The sequence below is a fragment of the Bradyrhizobium sp. A5 genome (genome assembly GCF_042076515.1).
Taxonomy (GTDB): Bacteria; Pseudomonadota; Alphaproteobacteria; order Rhizobiales; family Xanthobacteraceae; genus Bradyrhizobium; species Bradyrhizobium cosmicum.
The window spans coordinates 5048814-5064971 of the sequence record NZ_CP148990.1 but is presented as its reverse complement, the minus strand read 5'-3'; the positions used below and the strand labels follow the sequence as shown (position 1 = coordinate 5064971).

At 64.6% G+C, this 16158-nt stretch carries 14 protein-coding genes; 8 read left to right on the top strand and 6 right to left on the bottom strand.

Going from position 1 to position 16158, the window contains the following annotated elements; all coding sequences use genetic code 11:
• The first annotated feature begins 6 nt into the window (after positions 1-6).
• Positions 7-1197 (top strand): dihydrodipicolinate synthase family protein, encoded by a 1191-nt coding sequence (locus tag WHZ77_RS24145; RefSeq protein WP_375310242.1) that lies wholly within the window; start codon positions 7-9, stop codon positions 1195-1197.
• Positions 1197-2060 carry a sugar phosphate isomerase/epimerase family protein gene (locus WHZ77_RS24140; protein ID WP_375310241.1) on the top strand — a complete coding sequence of 288 codons (864 nt, stop codon included), beginning with the start codon at positions 1197-1199 and terminating at the stop codon, positions 2058-2060. The genes WHZ77_RS24145 and WHZ77_RS24140 overlap by 1 nt, the downstream gene beginning before the upstream one ends.
• A gap of 136 nt (positions 2061-2196) precedes the next feature.
• Here WHZ77_RS24140 and WHZ77_RS24135 read toward each other — a convergent pair whose 3' ends face one another.
• Positions 2197-3417, bottom strand: coding sequence for a cytochrome P450 (locus tag WHZ77_RS24135; RefSeq protein ID WP_375310240.1), 1221 nt, complete (start codon positions 3415-3417; stop codon positions 2197-2199).
• A gap of 106 nt (positions 3418-3523) precedes the next feature.
• On the opposite strand from WHZ77_RS24135, the gene WHZ77_RS24130 reads away from it, so the two are divergent.
• The 6 genes from WHZ77_RS24130 to WHZ77_RS24105 all read left to right on the top strand — a co-directional run bounded on the left by WHZ77_RS24130 (position 3524) and on the right by WHZ77_RS24105 (position 10670).
• On the top strand, positions 3524-4066 hold the full coding sequence (locus tag WHZ77_RS24130) for a phosphonopyruvate decarboxylase (RefSeq protein WP_375310239.1): 543 nt from the start codon (positions 3524-3526) through the stop codon (positions 4064-4066).
• The gene (locus WHZ77_RS24125) at positions 4063-4653 is read left to right on the top strand and encodes a thiamine pyrophosphate-dependent enzyme (protein WP_375310238.1); all 591 of its coding nucleotides are present in this window, start codon (positions 4063-4065) and stop codon (positions 4651-4653) included. The genes WHZ77_RS24130 and WHZ77_RS24125 overlap by 4 nt, the downstream gene beginning before the upstream one ends.
• Positions 4654-4740: 87 nt before the next feature.
• Positions 4741-5442, top strand: coding sequence for a TetR/AcrR family transcriptional regulator (locus tag WHZ77_RS24120; RefSeq protein WP_375310237.1), 702 nt, complete (start codon positions 4741-4743; stop codon positions 5440-5442).
• Positions 5443-5444: 2 nt separating this feature from the next.
• On the top strand, positions 5445-6638 hold the full coding sequence (locus WHZ77_RS24115; RefSeq protein ID WP_375310236.1) for an efflux RND transporter periplasmic adaptor subunit: 1194 nt from the start codon (positions 5445-5447) through the stop codon (positions 6636-6638).
• A 67-nt stretch (positions 6639-6705) separates the two neighbouring features.
• On the top strand, positions 6706-9801 hold the full coding sequence (locus WHZ77_RS24110) for a MexW/MexI family multidrug efflux RND transporter permease subunit (RefSeq protein WP_375310235.1): 3096 nt from the start codon (positions 6706-6708) through the stop codon (positions 9799-9801).
• A gap of 125 nt (positions 9802-9926) precedes the next feature.
• Positions 9927-10670, top strand: coding sequence for a hypothetical protein (locus WHZ77_RS24105; RefSeq protein ID WP_375310234.1), 744 nt, complete (start codon positions 9927-9929; stop codon positions 10668-10670).
• Here the strand turns inward: WHZ77_RS24105 and WHZ77_RS24100 are convergent.
• Genes WHZ77_RS24100 through WHZ77_RS24080 form a run of 5 tightly spaced genes read right to left on the bottom strand, consistent with a single transcriptional unit; the run spans position 10667 to position 16155 of the window.
• Positions 10667-11554 carry an ABC transporter permease gene (locus WHZ77_RS24100; RefSeq protein WP_375310233.1) on the bottom strand — a complete coding sequence of 296 codons (888 nt, stop codon included), beginning with the start codon at positions 11552-11554 and terminating at the stop codon, positions 10667-10669. The genes WHZ77_RS24105 and WHZ77_RS24100 overlap by 4 nt on opposite strands.
• Before the next feature lie 3 nt (positions 11555-11557).
• Positions 11558-12499 carry an ABC transporter permease gene (locus WHZ77_RS24095; protein ID WP_375310232.1) on the bottom strand — a complete coding sequence of 314 codons (942 nt, stop codon included), beginning with the start codon at positions 12497-12499 and terminating at the stop codon, positions 11558-11560.
• A 31-nt stretch (positions 12500-12530) separates the two neighbouring features.
• Positions 12531-14042: an ABC transporter substrate-binding protein gene (locus WHZ77_RS24090; RefSeq protein WP_375310231.1), complete on the bottom strand. Its 1512-nt coding sequence runs from the start codon at positions 14040-14042 to the stop codon at positions 12531-12533.
• A gap of 23 nt (positions 14043-14065) precedes the next feature.
• Complete coding sequence (locus tag WHZ77_RS24085; protein WP_375310230.1) at positions 14066-15166, bottom strand: ABC transporter ATP-binding protein; 1101 nt, start codon at positions 15164-15166, stop codon at positions 14066-14068.
• Positions 15166-16155: an ABC transporter ATP-binding protein gene (locus tag WHZ77_RS24080; RefSeq protein ID WP_375310229.1), complete on the bottom strand. Its 990-nt coding sequence runs from the start codon at positions 16153-16155 to the stop codon at positions 15166-15168. The genes WHZ77_RS24085 and WHZ77_RS24080 overlap by 1 nt, the downstream gene beginning before the upstream one ends.
• Between the last annotated feature and the right edge of the window lie 3 nt (positions 16156-16158).

Genomic DNA, 16158 nt, shown 5'->3' with positions numbered 1-16158 from the left:
GGAGACATGAACAAGCCCGTCCTGCCGATGTCGTCCCTGTCGCTGAAGCTGCCGAAGGCCGATCGCTCGATCGAGACCTACCGGCTCGCGGCCTCGCGAACCTTGCCGGCCAAGCTCGAAGGCTCGCTGAACCGCATCGCGTTCTCGGCAGTGCACATGGTCGCTGATCCCCTCGCGGACACCGACCCCTGGCTCTCTGCCGCGATCGACTGGGACAAGACCATCGCCTTCCGTGAGCACGTCTGGGATCTCGGGCTCGGCGTTGCCGAAGCCATGGACACCGCGCAGCGCGGCATGGGGCTGGACTGGCCGACCTCGCTGGAGCTGATCACGCGCTCGGTCGGCGCCGCCAAGCGGCGCAACGCGCTGGTGTTCTCCGGCGCGGGCACGGACCATCTCGCGGTCGAGGATGCCAAGAGCCTCGACGACGTGATCCGCGCCTATGAGGAGCAGGTTTCTGCGGTCGAGAAGGTCGGTGGCCGCATCATCCTGATGGCATCGCGCGCTCTCGCAAAACTGGGCCGCAATGCCGATGATTACGCCAAGGTCTACGATCGCGTGCTCTCGCAGGTCCGCGAGCCCGTGATCATCCACTGGCTTGGCGACATGTTCGATCCGGCGCTGACGGGATATTGGGGCACCAAGGATCTCGACAAGGCGATGGACATTGCTGTCGCCATCATCAACGGCAACGCCGCCAAGGTCGACGGCGTAAAAGTCTCGCTGCTCGACAAGCAGCGCGAGATCGACATGCGCCGTCGCCTCGACAAGCGCATCAAGATGTATACCGGCGACGATTTCAACTATGCGGAGCTGATCGCCGGCGACGAGCAGGGTTTTTCGCATGCGCTGCTCGGCATTTTCGATGCGATCGCGCCGGCGGCGTCCTATGCGCTGTCGCGGTTGGCTGCCGGTGATGAGGCCGGCTTCCACGATGTGCTGGGACCGACGGTGCCGCTGTCGCGCCACATCTTCAAGGCGCCGACGCGCTTCTACAAGACCGGCGTCGTGTTCATGGCATACCTCAACGGCCACCAGGATCATTTCACCATGGTCGGCGGCCAGGAGAGCACGCGCTCGATGCTGCATCTGGCCGAGCTGTTCCGCCTGGCCGATCAGGCCGGGTTGCTCGCCAATCCGGAGCTGGCGACGCGACGGATGAAGATCGTGCTGGCCTCGCACGGGATCGATTCCTGATGCGCGATTTCTCGTCCGACCACCGCTGGCTGTCGCTGAACACGGCGACGGTCCGCAAGCAGGGTGACCTCGTTCAGATCATCGACGCCTGTGCGCGGCACGGCATCCGCGCCGTCGATCCCTGGCGTGACCAGGTTGCTGCCGTCGGTCTCGATCGTGCCGCGCGCGCCGTGCGCGATGCCGGCCTCGATCTCTCAGGCTATTGCCGTGGCGGCATGTTCACCTCGGATGCATCGCGCCGGGGCGAAGTGCTCGACGACAACCGGCGCTGCGTCGATGAGGCCAAAGCGCTGGGCGCACCCTGCATCGTGCTCGTCGTCGGCGGCCTGCCGCAATATTCGCGCCCCGGCAGCGAGGCGTCGAAGGACATCGCCGCCGCGCGAACGCAAGTCGAGGAAGCACTGGCCGAGATGCTCGATTACGCCAAGCAGGCAAACCTGCCGCTGGCGATCGAGCCGCTGCATCCCGCCTATGCCGCCGACCGCGCCTGCGTGAACACCACAAAGCAGGCGCTCGACATCTGCGACCGGCTCGATCCAGATCGTACCGGCATGCTTGGCGTCGCGCTCGACGTCTATCACATCTGGTGGGACCCGGAGTTGATGGGCCAGATCGCGCGGGCCGGCAAGGATCGCCTGCTCGCCTTCCATGTCTGCGACTGGCTGGTCCCGACCAAGGACATCCTCAACGATCGCGGCATGATGGGCGACGGCGTCATCGACATCAAATCGGCACGCAAAGCGGTCGAGGCGCAGGGCTACGCCGGCTATTCGGAGATCGAAATCTTCTCCAACGACTGGTGGGGCAAGCCGATGGACGAGGTGCTGCGCACCTGCATCGAGCGGCATAGGACGGTGGTTTAGGCCTCACGGTGTCCGTTGCGCGTAGCGCCGCCGATTGCCTGCTTTGTCAAAGGCTTGCACGGCGCCACACCGGCAGGCTGCGCGAGGCACCTTCTACTGTGCATGGGGTTGTTTTCGACATTTTTTGTTTGGACGATCAGCCGATCGCACAGGGCACGCTCAAGAACCCACGGAAGCGCACCCGTCCGCCCCGCACCGGCTGGCCGCTCACGGCATAGTTCGGGAAGCACGCCAGGAAGCGCGAGATCGCGATCGCGCCTTCCAGCCGCGCCAGCGCCATGCCGGCGCATTGATGCGCGCCGGTGGCGAAGGCGAGGTGCCGGTTCGGCGTGCGCGCGATGTCGAAGCGTTCGGGGTCCGTAAACTGCGCGGGGTCGCGGTTGGCAGCGCCGATGCACAGTGTCACCGACGTGCCGGCGTCGAGCATCACGCCGCCTAGCTCGACGGCTTCGGTGGTCATGCGGTTGCCGAGCTGGTTCGAGCTCTCGTAGCGCAGTATCTCCTCGACGGCGGTCTTGATCATGTCGGGATTGTCGATCAGCCGCTGCTTCTGGTCCGGGTTTCGGTCGAGCGCGACGAGGCCATTACCGATCAGGTTGGTGGTGGTTTCGTGGCCGGCATTGAGCAGGAAGATGCAGTTGTGCAGCAGCTCCTTCTCGGTCAGCCGTTCGCCATTTTCCTCGCCCTGGATCAGGCGCGTGAGCACGTCGCGCTCGGGATTGCCCGGCCTCTCACGCCGGCGCGCCACCAGCGTCTGGAGGTAGGCGAGGAAGTCCGTCACCGCCTTGTTGCCGCGCGCCGCGACATCAGGCGATACCACAGGCTCGAGCGCGCCGAGGATCGCCAGCGACCAGTCGCGCAGCGGCCCGCGCTCGTCGTGGGGAACATCGAGCAGATTGCCGATCACCTCGATGGGGATGGAAGCCGCAAAATCCTCGATCAGCTCGCAAGCGCCCTTGGCGGCGATGGCGTCGAGCAGGCCGTCGACCAGCCTGACGATATCAGGCTCCATCCCCGCGATCGCGCGCGGCGACAGCGCGCCCATGATCAGGCGGCGCACGCGGGTGTGCGCGGGCGGATCGTTGAAGACGAGGCTGGTGGTGTGATGCTCAAAGAGCGGCGTGTCGCCGTATTTCGGCGCGAACTCGCGCTTCTTGTCCGAGCTGAAGGACTTCGTGTTCTTGTAGGTGGTGACGAGGTCGTCATAGCGGGTCAGGAACACGGTGCCGTTCGGCAGGCGCTTGACGGGCTCGTTCTCCCGCAGTGCACGATAGGTCGGGTAGGGGTCGTCGTAGAATTCGGGTGTCAGCTTCTCCAGATCGAACCTGGCCGCCAGTTCTTTCGCACTTGCGTTCATCCGCCATACTCGCCGGTTGAGACCGATATGCCGTTTTCGCTCTATCGAGCGATGCGGATCACCGTCTACAGTCGTGCCGTGATTTGCAAGCCGACCGGACGGGAAAATGCACGCTCGCACTGACGCAGCCGACACGGCCCTCAATTGGCCCGACGATATTTTCGCGACCTTGCAACGCTTCGACGTCCGGCAGGTGCCTTACGTGCCTGACGCCGGCCATTCGAAGCTGATCCAGCGCGTGCTCGGCTCGTCCACCATGCGTGGCATTCCGCTGACGACGGAGGAGGAGGGCGTGGCTTTGCTCGCCGGCGCCTGGACCGGCGGACAGCGCGGCGTGCTGCTGATGCAGTCGAGCGGCGTCGGCAATTGCATCAACATGCTGTCGCTGATCCCGATCCTGCGCTTTCCGTTCCTCACGCTGGTGACGATGCGCGGCGAATGGGGCGAGTTCAATCCGTGGCAGGTGCCGATGGGATCGACCACCCAGGGCGTGTTCGAACTCTCCGGCGTCAAGGTGCTGCGCGCGTCCACAGCGGCCGAGGTGCCGGCCGTGCTGGAGGCGGCCGCCGCCCAGGCCTACAACGCGCTCACGCCCACCGCCGTCCTTCTGTCGCAGCGCCTGATCGGCGCCAAGGTTTTCACCAAATGAGCAAGGCCAATCTCCTCGACCGCCGTCAGGTGGTCTCCACGCTGCTTGCGGATCGCAGGGACGTCGTCGCGATCGGCGGCCTCGGGGCCTCCACCAACGACATCACCGCCGCCGGCGACCATGCTCGCAACTTCTATCTCTGGGGTGGCATGGGCGGCGCCGCGATGATCGGGCTGGGCTTGGCGCTGGCGCAGCCGAAGCTGCCGGTGCTGGTCATCACCGGCGACGGGGAGATGCTGATGGGCATGGGCAGTCTTGCCACCATCGCCCTGCAGAAACCGTCCAACCTCTCGATCGCGGTGCTCGACAACGAGGCCTATGGCGAGACCGGCGGCCAGACCAGTCACACCTCGGCCGCTGCCGACCTCGTCGGCATCGCCAAAGCCTGCGGCATCGCGGACGCCCGCGCGATTTCGACCATGGCCGAGGTCGAGGCCTTCGCCAAAGCCGTCCATGACGTTTCGGCAGGGCCGCGCTTTGCCAATGTGAAGATCGACAGCGCCAGCGTCGAGCGGATACTGCCCACCCGGGACGGGACCTACATCGTCAACCGGATCCGCGGCGATCTCGGCTTCCAGCCGATCTAGTTTTACGGGCGACTTTGGGGCGCGCCTTGCAGGTTGCATTGCACCATCTGGCTTGACTTTTGCGTGGGTGAGTGCTTACTCACTAACATGAGCTCATTGCGAATGACGAGCGACCTGAGGCGTCAATTGATCCTCGGCGCCGCAAAACGCTGCTTTGCCCGACACGGCTATACCGGTACCACGACCAAGAGCGTGGCGGCCGCCGCTGCTATTTCCGAAGCGCTGCTGTTCAAGCATTTCCCGTCCAAGGCGGCGCTCTATGCCGAAATCCTCAGTGACGAATGCGAGGCAGACCCGGCATTGATGGACCTGCTGGAGCGGAAGCCGTCGACGGCCACCCTGGTCGAAGTCATCCGGGGCATGGTCGGGCATTTCCTCCACATCGCCGACGGTCCCGATCAGGAAGAGGCCCAGCGCCTGCGACTGATGGCCACCAGCCATTTGGATGACGGCGAGTTCGCCCGTTTGCTATATGCCAAGGTCGAGAAGCTGATCGGGGCGGCCTTCCTCGCCTCGCTCGAGCGGGCCGTTGCGGCCGGGGACGCGCGGCCGTTCAGCGGCGATCCGCTCAACCTGTTCTGGTTTGCGCATCACACGGTGATGACCGCTGCGCTGACCAGGCTGCCGGCCACGCCCTGCCTCGCTTACGGCAAGGCTGACGATCTCGAGCGGCAGCTGTGTGAGTTTCTTCTGAGGGGTATCGGACTTAACGACGCCGCAATTGCTTCGCATTTGGGCCACGATCAGGCCGCAGGTGCGGACAAGACGGCGATTGCAGAAAGCGCATGACAATGAACATCGTAACCGAACACAAGATTTCGGGCGAACCGATCGACGCCAAGGCTCCCAAGCGTCCGGTTCGGCCGGTGCTGTGGTTCATCATCGTCGGCGCGCTGCTTGCAGCGCTCGTTGGCGGCCTCGTCTGGTTCAATTATTTTCGCGGCCAGATGATCAAGCAGTTCTTCGCCAACAACAAGCCGCCGCCGACCGCGGTCACTGCGGCCGAGGCGAAGTCCGAGGTGGTGCCGAACCTGCTGACCGCGGTCGGCGGACTTGCCGCCGTGCATCAGGTCGACGTCAGCGCCGACGTCAACGGCCGTGTCACCGAGATCAAGTTCGAGCCGGGCAAACATGTCGAGGCCGGCACGCCGCTGGTTCAGCTGTTCGACATGCCAGACCAGGGCGACCTTGCCAATTACAAGGCGCAGGCCACCGTCGCGCAGCTTTCGCTCGACCGCGCCAAGCAACTGGCGTCGCGCCAGTTCGGCCCGCAGGCGACGGTTGATTCCGCGCAGGCGGCCTACGACCAGGCGCAGGCGGGCATCGCCAAGACCGAAGCGTTGATCTCGCAGAAGCTGGTGCGTGCACCGTTCTCCGGCGATCTCGGCGTCCGCAAGGTCGAGGTCGGCCAGTATCTGACCGCCGGCACGGCGATCGTCTCGCTGACCGATCTGTCGCAGCTGTGGGCCAACTTCACCGTGACGGAAAAGGACTCGGGCAACCTCAAGGTCGGCCAGACAGTCCGGCTCAAGGTCGACGCCTATCCGGGCCGCACCTTCGAGGGCAAGATCACCACGATCGAGCCGCAGATCGCGACCGACACCCGCAACATCCGCGTGCAGGCAACGATCGCCAATCCGGAGAAGATCCTGAAGCCCGGCATGTTCGTGACCACCACGGTGGTGCTGCCGGACAAGCCGGCCGTCATCACCGTGCCTGAGACGGCGGTCGACTACACGCTGTACGGCGATTCCGTGTTCGTGATCACCGAGAAGAAGGAAGAGGACGGCAAGACCAGCCTCTCCGCGGTGCGCACCTTCGTGCAGACCGGCAGCCGGGTCGATGGCCGTGTCGAAATCGTCAAGGGCGTGAAGGCCGGCGACAAGGTCGTCGCGGTCGGTCAGCTCAAGCTACAATCGGGCGCCGCAGTTGCGATTTCGGCCGACCCGGGCCCGCAGATCCCGGCGCAGCCGCCGCGCTACTGACACTACACGCGCGTGATTCGGCTCGGCCGGATCACGTCTGTCGAGACATAGAATCGAGATCGCCGCGATGCGCTTTACCGACATTTTCATCAAACGACCGGTCCTGTCGGTCGTCGTCAGCCTGTTGATCCTGCTGATCGGCCTGCGCGCGGCGATGGTGCTGCCGATCCGGCAATATCCGAAGCTTTCGAACACGGTCATCAACATCACGACCGTCTATCCCGGCGCGTCCGCGGACCTGATCCAGGGCTTCATCACGACGCCGATCGAGCAGGCGGTCGCCTCGGCCGAAGGCGTCGACTACATGACCTCGTCCTCGGTGCTCGGCACCTCGACGATCCAGGTCTACATCAAGCTGAACTTCGATCCGAACCAGGCGCTCACCGAAGTGCTGGCCAAGACGAACTCGGTCAAATACCTGATCCCGAAGGAATCCAACGACCCGATCGTCACCAAGACGACGGGCCAGACCACGGCCGTGATGTATCTCGGCTTCTCCTCGGAGGAGCTGTCGGGCTCGGCGATCTCCGACTATCTGACGCGCGTGGTGCAGCCGGTGCTGTCGACCGTCGACGGCGTCGCCTCGGCCGACATTCTGGGCGGCCAGACCTTTGCGATGCGGCTGTGGCTCGATCCCATGAAGATGGCCGGCCGCAACGTCTCGTCGGCAGACGTCGCCGCGGCGATCCAAGCCAACAACTTCCAGTCGGCGGCGGGTCAGACCAAGGGCTATCTGATCGTTTCGAACATCTCGACGAACACCAGCCTGACCGACGTCAACCAGTTCAGGAAGATGATCGTCAAGGCCAAGGACGGCGGCTTCGTGCGGATGGAGGACATCGCCACCGTCGAGCTTGCCGCGCAGAGCACGGATGCCAGCGTCGCCTTCAACGGCGAGCATGCGATCTTCATCGGCGTGAACGCGACGCCGCAAGGCAACCCGCTGACGCTGGTCAAGGGCGTGCGCGCGCTGTTCCCGGAGCTCGAGCGTAACCTGCCGCCGTCGATGAAGATGAAGGTCGCCTACGACTCAACCAAGTTCATCCAATCCTCGATCGACGAGGTGGAGAAGACGCTGGGCGAAGCCGTGATCATCGTGATCGTGGTGATCTTCCTGTTCCTGGCCTCGCTCCGCTCGGTCATCATTCCGGTCGTCACGATTCCGCTGTCGATGATCGGCGTCTGCACGTTGATGCTGGCGCTGGGCTTCAGCTTCAACCTGCTGACGCTGCTGGCGATGGTGCTCGCGATCGGCCTTGTGGTCGACGACGCCATTGTCGTGGTGGAGAACATCCATCGACATCTGGAGGAGGGGAAAACGCCCGTCCAGGCGGCGGTGGAGGGCGCGCGCGAAATCGTCGGTCCCGTAATCTCCATGACCATCACGCTCGCCGCGGTGTATGCGCCGATCGGCTTCCTTGGCGGTCTCACCGGCTCGCTGTTCCGCGAATTCGCCTTTACGCTTGCGGGCTCGGTGATCGTGTCAGGCGTGATCGCGCTGACGCTGTCACCGATGATGTGCTCGGTGCTGCTCAAGAACACCGAAGAGGGCCGCTTCGCCAAGCTCGTGAACCGCGTGTTCGGCGCGCTGACGCGGTGGTATGGCCGCAGGCTCGACCGTTCGCTGGATTACAAGGCGATTACCGGCCTGTTCGCGATCACGATTCTCGGGCTCGTCGGCTTCCTCTACATGCACACCTCGAAAGAGCTGGCGCCTGAGGAAGACCAGGGCATCGTGTTCGCGGTGACCAAGGCGCCGAAATACGCCAACATCGACTATGTCGATTTTTACGGCGAGAAGCTCGACAAGGAATTCCAGAAATTCCCCGAGACCGATCTGCGCTTCGTGCTGAACGGCATCAACGGTCCGCAGGGCGGCATCGCCGGCATGTTGCTCAAGCCCTGGGATGAACGCAAACGTTCGGCGATCCAGTTGAAGCCGCTGGTGCAGGCCGAGCTCTCCAAGATCGAAGGCGTGCAGGCCTTCGCGTTCAACCTGCCGCCGCTGCCGGGCGGGCCGGGCGGGCTGCCCGTGCAGATGGTGATCAATTCCACCGCCGGATTCCAGGCGGTCTTTGAGCAGATGGAGAAACTGAAGGACGCTGCGCGCAAGAGCGGCATGTTCATCGTTTCCGACAGCGACCTCGCCTACAACCAGCCCAACGTGGAGGTCACGATCGACCGCACCAAGGCGCAGGATCTCGGCGTCAACATGCAGAACCTCGGCAGCACGCTCGCGGTTCTGCTCGGCGGCAACTATATCAACCGCTTCAATCTCGAGGGCCGTTCCTACCAGGTGATCCCGCAGGTGCCGCGCAGCAACCGGCTGTCGCCGGAATCGCTCGGTGGCTATTACGTGACGACCAACGCCGGGCAGCAGCTTCCGCTGTCGACCGTGGTCTCGGTCAAGACCAAGACCGCCCCGAATTCGCTCACTCACTACAATCAGCTCAATTCGGCGACGTTCTCGGCCGTGCCGATGCCCGGCGTGACCGTCGGTGCGGCGGTGGACTTCCTTGAGGGCGAGGCCAAGAAGCTGCCGGCCGGCTTCAGCCACGACTATCTCGCGGATAGCAGGCAATACGTGCAGGAAGGCAACCAGCTCGCGATTACCTTCGGTTTCGCGCTGATCATCATCTTCCTGGTGTTGGCGGCGCAGTTCGAGAGCTTGCGTGATCCGTTCGTGATCATGATCTCGGTCCCGATGGCGATCGTCGGCGCGATGATCCCGCTGTTCTTCGGGATGGCGACGATGAACATCTATACTCAGGTGGGCTTGCTCACCCTGGTCGGCCTGATCACCAAGCACGGCATCCTGATGGTGGAGTTCGCCAACGAGCTCCAGGTCAAAGAGCGACTCGACCGCCGTTCGGCGATCGAGATGTCGGCCCGCATCCGCCTCCGGCCGATCCTGATGACCACGGCTGCGATGGTGACCGGCCTGATCCCGTTGCTGACGGCAACCGGCGCCGGCGCGGCCAGCCGCTTCTCGATCGGCCTGGTCGTCGTGGCCGGCATGTCGATCGGCACGCTGTTCACGCTGTTCGTGCTGCCTGCCGTCTACGTGGTTCTGGCGACCGACCATCGTGCGGCAGCGGATTCCGATCGGAACAAGCAGGTCAGCGAGTTCGACCTCGGCGCCAAGGCGCTGCGGCCGACCTGAGGACGTAGTCATCGAAACCGGAAAGCGGCAACAGCTTTAGCTGTTGCCGCTTTTTTGTTGTCCCGTGCTAGTCTTGCCCAAGCGCCAAAGGGGCGCCGACCTGCATTGGAATGAAGGGGCTGGACATGACGCGCGAATTTTCGGCCGGCAATTATCGCTTTATCCCGGCCGTGTTCCAGTATTCGTCGGGTGCGGCCGCCGACGACGGCTACGAGATCGAGCGGGTCAGGTTCGATCGGCTGGTGCCGCTCGCCGAGGGCTTTGCGCTGGCGGCGAAGTTCATCCAGGAGGCGGGGCGTCCGCTGACCGCGTTCTGTGCCTGCGAATTGCGGTCGCCGGCGGCCTTCAGCGAGGAGGGATTTCGCGCCTTCAACCTGCACTACGTCAAGACGCTGTCCGAATGGGGTATCTTCGACGGCACCACCAATCCGGTGGCGCGCAGCAATGTCTGTCCCGAGATCGATCCGCCGTCCGAGCCGTCCTTCTACGCGTTCTCCTTCACGCGCCCCACGCGCGCGAAGACGCCGACCTTCGTGATCGCGGGCGGCGCGGAAGCGCGGGAGGGCGGTGGCACCTATCCCGAGCGCATCGTGCGCTATCGCGAGCTCGGCCCTGACGCGTTGCAGGAGAAGGTGCGCATGACGACGTCGCACATGGAGAAGCGCATGGCGGAGTTCGGTTTCGGCTGGAAGGACACGACCGGTGTGCAGGCCTATTCGATCCGCGACTTCCATCCCGTTCTCGCCGACGAGCTGGTCCGCCGCGGTGCACTGCGCTCCGGCCTGACTTGGCATTTTGCCAGGCCTCCGGTGGTCGATCTCGAATACGAGATGGATTGCCGCCGCGTGATCCGTGAGGCCGTGATCTAGCGCTGCCTTGGGTCGAGCGCGTCGCGCAGGCCGTCGCCGAGCAGGTTCAGCGACAGCACCACGAGGAAGATCGCAAGCCCCGGCCAGATCGCCATCCACGGCGCCTGGGTGAGGAAGCGCTGGGCCGAATTGAGCATGCTGCCCCAGGACGGCGCGGGCGGCTGCTGGCCGAGCCCGAGGAACGACAGCGCTGCCTCGGCGATGATGGCGGCGGCGATCGACAGCGTCGCCTGCACCAGCAGCGACGGCAGGATGTTCGGCAGGATGTGCGAGAACGCGATCCGCCATGGTGGATTGCCGAGCGCGCGGGCGGCCTCGACATAGTCTTCCGCCTTGACGACCAGCACCTGGCCGCGCGTCAGGCGGATGAAGATCGGGGTGGCGGAGATGCCGATCGCGATCATGGCGTTGCCGAGGCTCGGGCCGAGGAATGCGGCCAGCGCGATCGCCAGGATCAGGAACGGGCAGGCCAGCATCGCATCCGTGATCCGGCTGATCAGCGCATCGATGAACCCGCCGCGATAGCCGGCGAGCAGTCCAAGCGGCACGCCGATGCCGAGCGCGATGGCGACCGAGATCAGGCCGGCGAGCAGCGAGGCGCGCGCGCCATAGACGACACGGCTGAGGATGTCGCGGCCGAGATCGTCGGTCCCGAACCAGTGCGCCACGGTCGGCGGCTTGCGTACCAGGCTCCAGCTCGTCGCGATGGGATCGTAGGGCACGACGAGCGGCGCAAGCGCCGCAAAGAGGATGAAGGCCGTGATCACGACGAGCCCGAACACGGCCGCCTTGCGCTTGAACAGCCGCCGCCGGGCGCGACGCGCCGGGCTGTCGAGCTCGTAGGCCTCTGTGGCGGGGCTGGCTGGCAGTGCGGCGTCGGTCATCGCCTAACCTCGCAGCCGCGGATTGACGAGGACATAGGCGACATCGGCAATCAGGTTGAGGGTGATGTAGACCGTGGCTGTTACCAACACCACGCCCTGCACCACGGCGTAGTCACGGTTGAACACGGCATCCACGATCAGCTTGCCGAAGCCGGGAATGGAGAAGATCTGCTCGGTCAGCACCGCGCCCGACAGCAGCGTGCCGAGCTCGAGAGCGCCGAGCGTGATGATCGGCGTCAGCGCGTTGCGCATGGCGTGCTTGAGGATCACGGAGCGCTCCGACAATCCCTTCGCGCGCGCGGTGCGGACATAGTCGCTCTCCAGCACCTGAAGCATGGCGCTGCGGGTGTGCCGCATCAGGATCGCGGAAATCGCGTTGCCGAGCACGAAGGCGGGCATGATGGTCGCAGCCAGGCTCGCGCGCCAGTTCTCGGTGAGCGGCACGTAGCCCGAGGCCGGCAGCCATCCGAGCTTGATCGAGAACAGGAAGATGAGGAGAATTCCGAGCCAGAAATTCGGCGTCGAGATACCCCACAGCGCGAACAGATTGGCGCCATAGTCCCAGGCCGTGCCCTTCTTCACCGCGGAGATGATGCCGGCTGGAATGCCGATGCAAAACGCGATCACGATTGCCATCGAGCCGAGCTGGAGCGTCACCGGCAGCTTCTGCGCGATCAACTCCCGCACCGGCATCTTGTTGCGCAGCGACTCGCCGAAGTCTCCGGTCAGGACGCCCTTGAGCCAGTAGACGTACTGCACGGGGATCGGCTGATCCAGCTTGTACTGCTGGCGGATCTGCTCGATCACGGCGGGATCGCGCTCCTCGCCGGCCATCACCAGCGCGGGATCACCCGGCAGCAATTGCTGGAGCGAGAAGATCAGCACCGACACGAAGAACAGTGTCGGCACGATCTGCGCAATCCGGCGGGCGAGGAAGTTCAGCATTTTGCTACGCCCGTCCCGGGCGTTGACGCGATCACTTGAACTTCAGCCCGACCACGCGCACGAGCCCGTCGGGCATCTGCTTGTAGCCCTGCAGCTTGGTGGTGTGCGCGATCAGGAGCGTGCGGTGGTAGATGTAGATGATCGGCAGATCGTCGAGCAGGATCTTGGTCAGCTTTTCGTAGATCGCCTTGCGCTCGGCGACGTTGGACGTCTTGCGTCCGTCTTCCATCAGCTTGTCCGCATCCGGATTCGAATAGCCGCCGTCGTTCTGTGGCGCCTTGCTGCGCATGAAGATGTAGGAATTGCCGTCGGGATCGATGCGGCCGCTCCAGTTGATCTGGAAGATCTGGAATTCGCCGGCCTGGGCCTGCTTGAAGGTCGTCGCGAATTCGACCGCGCGGATCTTGATATCGAAGCCCGCTTCGGCGGCCATCGACTGGATGACCTGGGCCACGGCCTCGTTCTCCGCCCCCTTGGGGATCATGTAGTCGACGGTCACAGGCGTGGTGACGCCGGCCTCCTTCAACAGCGCCTTCGCCTTGGCGACGTCGCGGCCGCGGACCGGGAAGGCCTTCTGATAATAGGGATGCGTCGGGCTCACCCATTGATTGCCAGGCGTGAATTCGCCGTTGAAGACGACCTGGTTGAGGGCTTCACGATCGATCGAGAGGTCGAGCGCCTGGCGCACCTTTGCCGACTGGCTCAACGGGCCCTTGCTCTTGTCGTTGCCGACGTTGACGGTCAGGCCGAGATAGCCAAGCTCCGGCGCGGTCGACAGCACGAGGCGGGAATCGGCGCGGACGTCCTTGATGTCGGTGGCGAGCACGCGCTCGATCAGATCGAGGCCGCCGGACTTCAAATTGGCAAGGCGCACCGTCGCATCGACGATCGGCAGGAACACCACGCGGTCGATATGGATGTTGTCCTTGTTCCAGTAATCGGCGAATTTCTCGAACACCATGCGGTCCTGCTGGACGCGCTCGACGAACTTGTAGGGGCCTGCGCAGACCGGATGCAGGCCGAACTTGTCGCCGGCCTCCTTCGCCGCCTTGGGCGAGACCATCATGCCGGAGCGATCGGTGAGCTGGGCGATCAGCGGCGAGTAGGGGGTCTTCAGCACCAGCTTGATGGTCAGGGGATCGACAACCTCGACATGATCGACGCTGGCAAGCTCGGACTTGCGGAACGAGGTCGGCAGCGTCATGTGACGCTCGATCGAGAACTTTGCGGCTTCCGCGTCCAGCGGTTCGCCGTCGTGGAATTTGACGCCCGGCCGGAGCTTGATCGTCATCTCCTTGCCGTCAGCCGAGGTCTCGTGGGACAGCGCGAGCTGCGGCACGATGTTGAGCTTCTCGTCGATGTCGAACAGCTTGTCGCAGAAGGCGGAGAACACGATGCGGCCCACATAAGTGCGGCCGATGCTGGGATCGAGGATGTCCGGGTCCTCGGCGATGCCGATGCGAAGGGTGGTCTGGGCCTGGGCGCCGCCCACGAGCGACGTCAGCACGGCCGACGCCAGGATTGCCAAACGCATGAAACTCATCGCTCTCAACCTCTGTTTTGCGGTCAGGCCGGGTTCGTTCCCAATGAACTAACCCCGCCGCCGCGGACTGCTTCCGGGCCGCTGCTGAAGGCAGCGACCAATTTTTCAAGAACCGGCGAAAAGCCGCCGTCGGACGGGACGATCGCCGCGGAGGACGGCAGTTCCGACGTTCTGTGGCAGGCCGTTGCATGTCCGATGCCATCCGCGACGAGCTGAGGCATTTCGCTGCGGCAGCGCTCGACCACGTAGGGGCAGCGGGTGTGGAAGCGGCATCCGGAGGGCGGGTTCAGCGCGCTGGGGATCTCTCCCTGCAGCACAATCCGGCTGCGCTTTGCCCGCGGTTTAGGCACGGGGATCGCAGACAAGAGCGCCCGGCTATAGGGATGGCTTGGTGCTGCGAACAGTGCGTCCGCCTCGGCCGTCTCGACGATCTGGCCGAGATTCATCACCGCCACGTGGTCGGCGATGTGCTTGACCACGGCCAGATCGTGCGAGACGAAAATGTAGGCGAGGCCGAGCCGGGCCTGAAGCTCGCGCAGCAGGTTGAGGATCTGCGAGCGGATCGAGACGTCCAGGGCCGAGACCGGCTCGTCGCAGATGATCAGCTTCGGTTCGACCGCGAGCGCGCGGGCGATGGCGATGCGCTGGCGCTGGCCGCCCGAGAACTCGTGCGGATAGCGCCGTGCCAGCCGCGGTTCCAGGCCGACCAGCCGCAAGATCTCCTCGACACGTTCGCGCCGCTGCGCCGGCGGCACGAGATCGTGCAAGGCCAACGGCTCGGTCAGGATCTGGCCGACGGTCATGCGCGGATTGAGCGAGGCGTAGGGGTCCTGGAAGATGATTTGCGCCTGGCGGCGGAACGCGCGCAGCGCATTGGCATCGAGCGAGAGCAGATCGCGCCCGTCGAAGCGAACGGAGCCCGCGTCCGGCTCGATCAGTCGTAGCACCAGGCGGCTGACGGTGGATTTGCCGCAACCGGATTCGCCGACGAGGGCGAGCGTCTTGCCGGCTTCCAGCGAGAACGACACGCCATCGACCGCTTTGACATGCGCCAATGGACGGCCGAACAGTGAGCGCTCTGCGACGAAATGCTTGACCAGGCCTTCCACCTTGAGGAGTGCCATCACGACACCAGCAGTTCGAGTGGCGCGCGGATGCAGCGCGAGAGGTGGCCGGGGCTGAGCTCGACCAGTGGCGGCGGCGCCCTGATGCAGGCGTCCAGCACGAACGGGCAGCGCGCGGCGAAGCGGCAGCCGGCGGGCGGCTGCGCCATGTTCGGGACCATTCCTTCGATCGTCGCCAGCTGCTCGGCGCGATGGTCGAGCCGTGGGATCGAGCCGAGCAGGCCGACGGTGTAGGGATGCTGGGGCGCGGCGAACAATTCGTCCACCGGCGCGCGCTCGACGATCTCGCCGGCATACATCACCGCGACCTCGTCGCAGACTTCCGCGACCACGCCGAGATCGTGGGTGATCAGGATGATCGCGGCGCCGCTTGCGGCTTTCAGCTCGCGCATCAGCTCCAGGATCTGGGCCTGCAAGGTGACGTCGAGCGCAGTGGTCGGCTCGTCCGCGATCAGCAGGCGCGGGTCGCAGGCCAGCGCCATCGCGATCATGACACGCTGGCGCATGCCGCCGGACAGCTTGTGCGGATATTCGTCGATCCGCCGCTCGGCCGAGGGGATGTGGACGCGGCGCAGCAGCTCGATGGCCCGCTCACGTGCGCTCCGGCGCGAGCCGCCGCGATGACGCAGGATGGTCTCGGTGATCTGGTCGCCGATGGTGAGGCTCGGATTGAGCGAGGTCATCGGCTCCTGGAAGATCATCGCGAGCCGGTTGCCGCGCAGATCACGCAAAGTCTGGTCCGAGGTCTTCAGCAGGTCGAAACCGTCGAAACGGATCGCGCCTGTTATCTCCGTGCTTTGTTTCGGCAGTAATCCCATGATCGCCAGCGACGTCACGCTCTTGCCGCAGCCGGATTCGCCGACGAGGCCGAGCGTGGCGCCATTGGCGACGCTGAGGTCGACGCTGTCGACCGCGTGGGTGACGCGGCCGTCGTCGCCGTGAAAGCGGATGCGCAGGTCCTTGATTTCGATGAGAGGAGTCGCACTCATGTG